The organism is Streptomyces sp. NPDC087901 (assembly GCF_044742205.1).
In the GTDB taxonomy this organism is placed as follows: Bacteria; Actinomycetota; Actinomycetes; order Streptomycetales; family Streptomycetaceae; genus Streptomyces.
Map to the genome: position 1 here is coordinate 1 of NZ_JBIUUC010000044.1, position 7,807 is coordinate 7,807.

The following is a 7,807-nucleotide window of genomic DNA, read 5'->3' on the forward strand; positions in this document are numbered from 1 at the left end:
CCGTCGCCCAGGGGATCACCACCCCTTACAACTCCGGGGTCAACGAGGGCCGCATCACCGACGTCAAGCTGCAGAAGCGACTCATGGCCGGACGTACTGGCGTCTCCCTTCTCCGCCACCGCGTCGTCCTGATCGCCCACCTTCGGCGCCGATTCCAGGACCGGCCGTACCGCCCTGAGAGAGGCAACGCTTCCTGAGCCTGTTCCTCTGTGGTTAGTAGGTCCGGCCGGTATCAACCGACCGCAAAGTCACCACGGCTGGCGCTGGTCTTCCACTGCCCAGCCATCACCCAACTCGCGACGGAGTATCTCGAGTGCGGCGTCCGCCTGCCGCGTGAACAGCTCCTGCTGTTCCTTGGGCCACGGAGGCGGGTCCGGTGGGTACTCCCAGTCGAGCGACGACTGGTACTACTCGGCCAGTCTTGACAGTTCGTTTTGCGTGTTCAAAGTGATCGGCAGCCGGTTCAGTTCACAGGGGTATCCGTAAGGACTGTCGACGAGGTGAGGATCGCCGGACGGCCTGGCCACAGGGGGGCGTCGACGCCGTGCTCGAAGAAGAACCGCAGGTGATATGGCACCCTGCACCGTCTCACAGCCCCTGCTGACGCTGCGCGTGCACGTCATCCGACAACGTCCCTCTTGCGTCCCGCCGGTGGTAGGCGGGGCGGATGATCTCCGGCTACGAAAATCTTGCCAGAGCCGCGTTCACGTGTACGCCGACACCAGCGACGGCGAGGACCTGGACGAGGTCTGCAACGTCGATGTCTTCGTGACTCTGAAGGATGGATCTCGTTGGACCGCGACCGTGTTCACCATCGCGGAAGTCGAGCGATGAATCTCTGGGCAGGGACCGACGAGGCCCCCGGGGGCCGGTACTTCTGGGTCTCGGACGGCCTGATCATCAGGGATCCCGGCATCGACAACAGGGCCGACGTGATCGCCGGACTGATCGAGAACGACGAGTTCTCCAAGATCTTTCAGAGGGTGAGCAACAATTGATGAAGTGCTCGGCCGACGGAAGCGACGGCGCCCGTTGTCGCTCCATGCCTGTTCTGGTGAGCAAGTTCCCTCTCTGACCGCGCAGATGGCGCTAGCGAGCAACCCAGGCGGTACAACGGCGATGTGGGTGAAAGACCACCTGGAGGGCTGTGGCGTGACGAGGACTTCGCCGACTGGTACCCGCGCGACGGCCGCCCTGGGCTCTCGCCCGCCCAGCTGGCCACCGTCTGTGTGCAGCGGTTCCTGCTCGGCCTGTCGGACCGGCAGGCGGCCGAGGCCGTTCGCTGCCGCATCGATTCCAAGAACGCGCTGGCCATGGAACTGGACGATCCTGGATTCCACCACAGCATGCTGGGCGACTTCCGCGGCCGACCGCCTCCTCGACCTCGAGCTCGCGCGCCTGAAGGAGGCCGGTCTTGTCCGCGAGCGCACCACCCAGCGCACCGACTCCACCCACGTCCTGGCCGCGGTGCGCGACCTGACCCGGCTGGAACTGGTCACCGAGGTCGTCCGCGCCGCGCTGGAAGAGCTGGCCGGCACAGCTCCGCACCTGCTGGCCGACCTGGTCGACGAGGAGTGGCGACGCCGCTACGGCCGCCTGGTCCGTCTGGGGCCGAGGTCTTGGCGGCCCGCCAGAGACTGAGCACGCGACACCAACATCCCCGACAGAGTCAGCCAGGCCTTCTGGCTGCTTTCGTGAGGGCAGAGGACCGACAGAGTGATGGTCAGACGCGGATCACTTGCGGGCCGAGGAGGGAGTAACACTGGGCCTCGGCCGAAGGGAGTCCGACGTCGGTGACAATGGCCTCGAAATCGCCGACCTCGGCGAAACGACAGAAGCTCGCCGCGCCGAACTTCCGATGCACACCGGTGAACACACGGCGGCGTGCGCTGCGCATGGCCTGTGCCTTGACATCTCCGACCGATGGGTCTGGCGTGGTCAGTCCGTACTCGCGGGAGATGCCGTTCGCACCCAGATACGCCAGATCGATGACGAAGTCCGCGAGCATCTTGGTGGCCCAATGGTTGACCGTGGCCATGGTGCCGCCGCGGACACGCCCCCCAAGCAGAAGCACAACGATCCTATCCACATCCGCGAGGACGGTGGCGACCATCAAGGACGCTGTGACGACGGTAAGGGGTCGATCCCGCGGAAGAGCTTCGGCGATGAGCTGTGGGGTGAAGCCCTCGTCGATGAAGACGGTCTCCGCGTTGCCGAGAAGGCCTGCGGCTGCCGCAGCGATGCGGGACTTTTGAGGCACATGGCGGGTGGTCCGCGTCTCGAGTGTGGTCTCGAACCCGGCGCTCTCTACGGGGTATGCCCCACCGTGCGTCCGCCGGACCAGACCGTGCTCCTCGATTGCGCGCAGATCCCGCCTGATGGTCTCCTTGGCCACCTGAAACATGTCAGCCAGTCGGTTGACGTCGACGGCCCCGTCCCGACGGGCCGTCTCGAGGATTCCCCGACGGCGTTCCTCGCTATTCACGGTCCACTTCCTTGCTGGGGGTGCACTGCTGCGGATCCTTGTCTTTCGGCCCCCTGCGCAAGTCCCACAAGCAAGAGCAAAACACGACCAGTTCGGCATGTGTTACGCCAGTTTCTCGGATGTCATCGATGCTGACCCTCCAGCAGCAGCCAGCCTCCGGGCGGGTCACAAAAGCCTGCTTCAGGGTACGCCCACGGCCGGGTGGGTTGCGGCGCGTGGCTCCTGCGCCGCGATCGCGGGTGGCCATGGGAGCTACCGCACGTGTAGCCGGGCGGCTGTGACATCGTCCTAGTGCGGTACCGGATCCCGGGCGAAGCGCACCACGACCACCACTGCTTCGGCGCCGAGTTCGCCGGCTACGGCGATGCTGCGCGGATGGTTCTTCACCAAGTCAAGGAGAATCGAATGGTCTGGTCGACGTCGCAGGGGCGCAGCGTGATCCCGTCGCCGGTCTGGAAAAGCTCAGGCTGGGAGTCTCCGTGCGGGTTGATCATGCGGGTGGAAGAATTCCAGGGTGCGTGAGACGGTCGTGGGGCTGGCCTGATCGCTAGCCCGCTCCTTCTGTGAACCCCGGTGGGACTGGGGTGACGGTTCGACAACCACAGCTGCCTTCAAACCCTACAGGTCCGGAGCTGGACGCACCGCCTTCGTGCAGGGTGACCACGGCAACGTGGCTCGGGGCGGTGTGAGCGGCCGCTATCCTGCCTACAAAATTTCGCCCCGGCCCCGAAGGACGGCATGGACTACCCGCAATTCCTGCGCACCGCAATGGCTGTGGCTCACCGCGAGGCGGGAAAGGGACACGTCGCCGACTACATCCCGGCACTGGCAGGGGCGGTCCCAAATGCCTTCGGGATGGCGCTGGCCACGGTCGATGGTGAGCTCCACGGCGTGGGGAACTGGAAGGAGCCCTTTTCCATCCAGAGCATATCAAAGCTGTTTTCCCTAGCACTGGTTCTAGCCACAGGAGGAGACGAGCTATGGACCCGTGTCGGGAGGGAAGCCTCCGGGACGCCTTTCAATTCACTCGTGCAATTAGAAGCTGAACGTGGAATCCCGCGAAATCCCTTCATCAACGCTGGCGCCGTCGTCGTCACCGACCGGTTGCAGACGCTGACTGGGGATGCGTCCCAGCACATTCTGGAGTTTCTCCGAGCGGAGTCCGGAAATGCCGGGATCAGCATCGATCCGGCCGTCGCAGCGTCCGAGGCTGCCAATGGCCACCGGAACGCTGCACTGACCCACTTCATCGCCAGCCACGGCAATTTGGACAATGCTGTCGCGGTCGTACTTGAGGAGTACTTCGCTCACTGCTCGATCAGCGCCAGCTGCCGCGACCTGGCCCTCGCGGGCCGCTTCCTCGCGAGCCACGGGGTGCGGGCCGACGGAACGCGAATGCTCAGCAGCACAGAGGCCAAGCGTGTCAATGCCGTCCTGCTGACCTGCGGGACCTACGACGCCGCTGGAGAGTTCGCTTATCGGGTCGGTCTGCCTGCCAAGAGCGGTGTCGGCGGTGGAGTGCTCGCGATACTGCCGGGCCGGGCGGTGCTGTGTGCCTGGAGCCCTGCCCTGGACCGGGCCGGAAACTCGGTAGGCGCAGTGGCAGCGATGGAGGCTTTCACCACTGCCACAGGGCTCTCGGTGTTCTGAGCGCACATTTTGACCGCGGTGAATTGGGTGAATTCAACCGGTCGTCGCAACACTTTGATCTCGGAGGTGTGCGACGTGGCCACGGCGGACTGGAGTTTGAAGACCAGCGATGTTCCGGAGGGTCGGCGTCGGCAGTGGCGCGCTGATCGTGCGTTGCGGCCGGCGATGCGTTCGCCGGGGCGGCCTGATCCGTCTCGAGTCGTGCAGCGCCAGTTCTGGCGGTTGATCGCCACGGGGGTCACGACGGTGGAGGCGTCGTTGGCGGTCGGCGTGTCGTGGCCGGTGGGTGCGAGGTGGTTTCGTCACGCTGGCGGCATGCCTCCGATCTCGTTGGCCGAGCCCACGGGCCGGTACCTCGCGTTCGAGGAGCGCGAGGAGATCGCGATCCTCAGGGCGATGAACAAGGGCGTGCGCGAGATCGCCCGCGCCCTGGGGCGTGACCCCGGAACGATCTCTCGCGAACTGCGCCGCAACGCCGCCACGCGCAGTGGCAAACAGGAGTACCGCGCGACGGTCGCCCAGTGGAAAGCACAGCAGGCCGCCAAGCGCCCGAAGACCGCGAAGCTCACAGGCAACGAAAGGTTGCGTGAGTACGTACAGGACCGGCTCGCCGGCAGCGTCCGCCGCCCCGACGGCACGATCGTCCCCGGACCCAGGACGCCCGCATGGAAAGGGCTGAACAAGCCGCACCGGCAGGACAGACGATGGGCGACGGCATGGAGCCCGGAGCAGATCTCGCACCGTCTCCCTGTCGACTTCCCTGATGATGAGCCCATGCGCATCAGCCACGAAGCGATCTACCAGGCGATGTTCATCGAGGGCCGTGGCGCGCTCAAGCGGGAGCTGGTCACGTGTCTGCGCACCGGCCGGGCGCTGCGGACTCCCCGTGCACTCGCAGAACAAACCGCAGGGGCATGTCACCGCAGACGTCATCCTCAGCGAACGCCCCGCCGAGGCCGCAGACCGCGCGGTCCCGGGACACTGGGAAGGAGATTTGATCATCGGGACGGGCCGCTCTGCGATCGGCACGCTGGTCGAGCGCAGCAGCCGCTCCACGCTCCTGGTCCACCTGCCCCGGCTCGAGGGCTGGGGTGAGAATCCGCCCGTGAAGAACGGCCCCTCGCTCGGAGGCTATGGCGCGATCGCGATGAACACGGCGCTCACCGCCTCGATGACGCAGCTGCCCGAGCAGCTACGCAAAACCCTCACCTGGGCCGCGGAAAGGAACTCTCCGGCCACGCCCAGTTCGCCCTCGATACCGGGACGAAGGTGTTCTTCGCCGATCCCCATTCGCCCTGGCAACGACCGACGAACGAGAACACCAACGGGCTGCTGCGTCAGTACTTCCCGAAAGGCACCGACCTCTCCCGCTGGTCGTCCACGGACCACCGGCCCCGCAAGATCCTCGACTGGCGGACACCGGCCGAGGTTTTCGAAGAGCAGCTACGCTCGCTGCAACAGCCCGGTGTTGCAACGACTGGTTGAACTCGCCTTGGCAGCCGTACTGGAGATGGGGGAGTGGGCGGTAGGAACGGTCCGTCCGGACCGACTGCGGGAGATGCGAGGCCGTGGTCGCCGCTGCCGTCGGCTCGTGTGCCGACGACGAGGCTTATTGCGATCATTACGTGCTGGCCAGTGGATACGTCTAGCGGGCCCTGCCTGGTGGTTCAGAACCGACCGGGGCGAGACATTGAGCATCACATCACCGGTCGTGCGATGCGAAGCGCCGCTCAGCGTGTCATACCCGGCGCTCTGAAGCGCAGAGACATCTGCTCTAAACCGCGCGGACTTGCTGGGCTCAAAACTTATGTACCAACCAACGCGACCGAGGATACGTGCCGGACGAGAGCCGCAGCGGCCCAGGCCGCGGGTGCCTGGCCATAGAGCCGGCCGTGGCCCGGGGCCGAAACGCTTTGGGAAAACGGACCGGTGCCTGGGCCGCACCCAATTCTTCCGTGGGGACATCCTGGGTCTGGCTGCCGGCCCCAGGATGCGGACCTGGTACAGCTCTTCCGCTGCCCGTTCACCCCCGGTCCGTACTTGAAGGGCCGCACCGCCTGCGGTGGGGACGGGCCGCAGAGGTAGAGCGCGCAGAACGCACCCCACCCGAAGTGCCCACTGCGATGAGAGTACGAACTCCCCGAACCGTGCGTCCTGCCGCTCGAAGGGGTCGACACTCATCTCTGGGTGAAAGGCGACACGCTGCCACCCCATTTATGGCCGCATCGACGCATGGGACGACACCCAAGTGGCGGAACACGGCACAGACGCCCCCATCTACTAGGGCGACCTTTCGAGCCCGCCCGGATGGCGGGTCGGCGGGGCTTTCCCAGCTGGGTATCGACGGGCCCAACGGCCGTCGACTGCGAGTCCTGCGCGACATCGATGCGGCTGCTACTGACCGCTCGTGGCGCCGAGTTGGACGCCGGCTCGCACAACTGGGTGCCGCCGGAAGACCGTGACCCGTCCCTGCAGGCCATGACCTAGATCCAGGGCGGTCGGTCCGTTGCCCAACGCAACCCGGCTCCGCTTCGGCCAGGATCATGACCCGCACGTCTTCACCTGGCCAGCTGACCTCAGACAACCGCCCCCATGGGTGCTCTCCTAGCCTCGCGCCTAACCAATCTGGCAACAACCGTATCTACATGCGGTCTACGTAGCCGTGGAGCTGGCTGAACGGGGCTGAACCAGGCGGGGCGCTTACGCGTAGAAGCAGACGTCGCTGCCGCTTCCAGGGCTGGTCAAAAGTCGGCGGCAGCTGTGAGAAAGGACAAACATGAACAAAATTAGCCACGTACTGACTGGAGCAGCTGCGCTGGGTGCTCTGGTTGCCGGTATTCCGACCTCCTACGCCGTGGACTTTCCCACCACCACTAACACGATAGAGAATCACCACACCGGAACCTGCCTGGGGGAGAGCGGAAAGCAGGTGCGCATGTACGACTGCGATGGGGGTGCCTCCGTCACCTGGCAGATCAGGGAGACCGCGAACGCAAGCGGTAGCATGATCAGGAATTCGACGAGCACATCGTGTCTGGACAATGACGGCGCTAACGTCTACCTGTCCGACTGCAACACCTCCGACCTCGGCCAGCGATGGTTCGTCTGGGGGTGCCCCTCTCACATCGTCAGCAGGCTCGCCTATGAACGGGACCCAAACTCCGCCTATCTGACTGGCTGGAACGCTGGCACTGTTTCCGTGTCCAATAACAATTCCCTCAAGAGCGAATGGATAAGCTCCGGTTGGGGGTGCGAGTCTGCTGGACACGTGACCTTGCCCGGTTAGCCTCGACTGTTCATGAGTCCCCATGGGTTCTCGAGTTCTAGGGGCTCTGCCAACACCCCAACTCTAAATATGCCAGAGGCTTCGAAATCCTCAAGGGTAGGGGTGGCAAGGGAGACTGTTGGCTGACCATGAGAAAAAGTTATATCTCCTTCTCATGAGTCAGGGCTTCAGCAGCGGAGAAGCTTGCCGGATCGTCGAGTGCCCTGCGCACCGGCAGGTGGTCGCGCAACGGCTATCACTCGCTAGGACGCCGGAGCCTCCCATCACGGCGGAGGTTCCGGCTTCGCGGCTTAGTACTGCAACGGTCTTTGGTGTGACTGGTGGCCAGGTTGGTCGTTGGGCTGGTTATGGGTGGGGATCTCAGTGATGTGAAGCGGTGGGCGGCG

4 protein-coding genes and 4 pseudogenes are annotated in these 7,807 nt (G+C 64.9%); 7 read left to right on the forward strand and 1 reads right to left on the reverse strand.

Translation table 11 applies throughout. From position 1 onward, the window contains the following. From ACIOEW_RS41015 to ACIOEW_RS41030, 4 genes and pseudogenes are all read left to right on the forward strand, one after another. A pseudogene (locus tag ACIOEW_RS41015) lies at positions 1–197 on the forward strand (ISL3 family transposase); the annotation flags it as partial. A gap of 511 nt (positions 198–708) precedes the next feature. After that, positions 709–998: pseudogene (locus ACIOEW_RS41020) on the forward strand (hypothetical protein). Between the two features lie 231 nt (positions 999–1,229). Beyond that, a pseudogene (locus ACIOEW_RS41025) lies at positions 1,230–1,310 on the forward strand (hypothetical protein); the annotation flags it as partial. 157 nt (positions 1,311–1,467) lie between these two features. Further along, entirely contained in the window at positions 1,468–1,641 is a 174-nt protein-coding gene (locus ACIOEW_RS41030) for a hypothetical protein (RefSeq protein WP_401970708.1), read from the forward strand. A gap of 82 nt (positions 1,642–1,723) precedes the next feature. Here ACIOEW_RS41030 and ACIOEW_RS41035 read toward each other — a convergent pair whose 3' ends face one another. Beyond that, positions 1,724–2,485, reverse strand: coding sequence for a DeoR/GlpR family DNA-binding transcription regulator (locus ACIOEW_RS41035; RefSeq protein WP_401970700.1), 762 nt, complete (start codon positions 2,483–2,485; stop codon positions 1,724–1,726). Between the two features lie 738 nt (positions 2,486–3,223). Here ACIOEW_RS41035 and ACIOEW_RS41040 point away from each other — a divergent pair. From ACIOEW_RS41040 to ACIOEW_RS41050, 3 genes and pseudogenes are all read left to right on the forward strand, one after another. Next, the gene (locus tag ACIOEW_RS41040; protein ID WP_401970702.1) at positions 3,224–4,135 is read left to right on the forward strand and encodes a glutaminase; all 912 of its coding nucleotides are present in this window, start codon (positions 3,224–3,226) and stop codon (positions 4,133–4,135) included. Positions 4,136–4,450: 315 nt separating this feature from the next. After that, a pseudogene (locus ACIOEW_RS41045) lies at positions 4,451–5,620 on the forward strand (IS30 family transposase). A gap of 1,291 nt (positions 5,621–6,911) precedes the next feature. Then, positions 6,912–7,421: an RICIN domain-containing protein gene (locus tag ACIOEW_RS41050; protein WP_401970705.1), complete on the forward strand. Its 510-nt coding sequence runs from the start codon at positions 6,912–6,914 to the stop codon at positions 7,419–7,421. Positions 7,422–7,807: the final 386 nt, after the last annotated feature.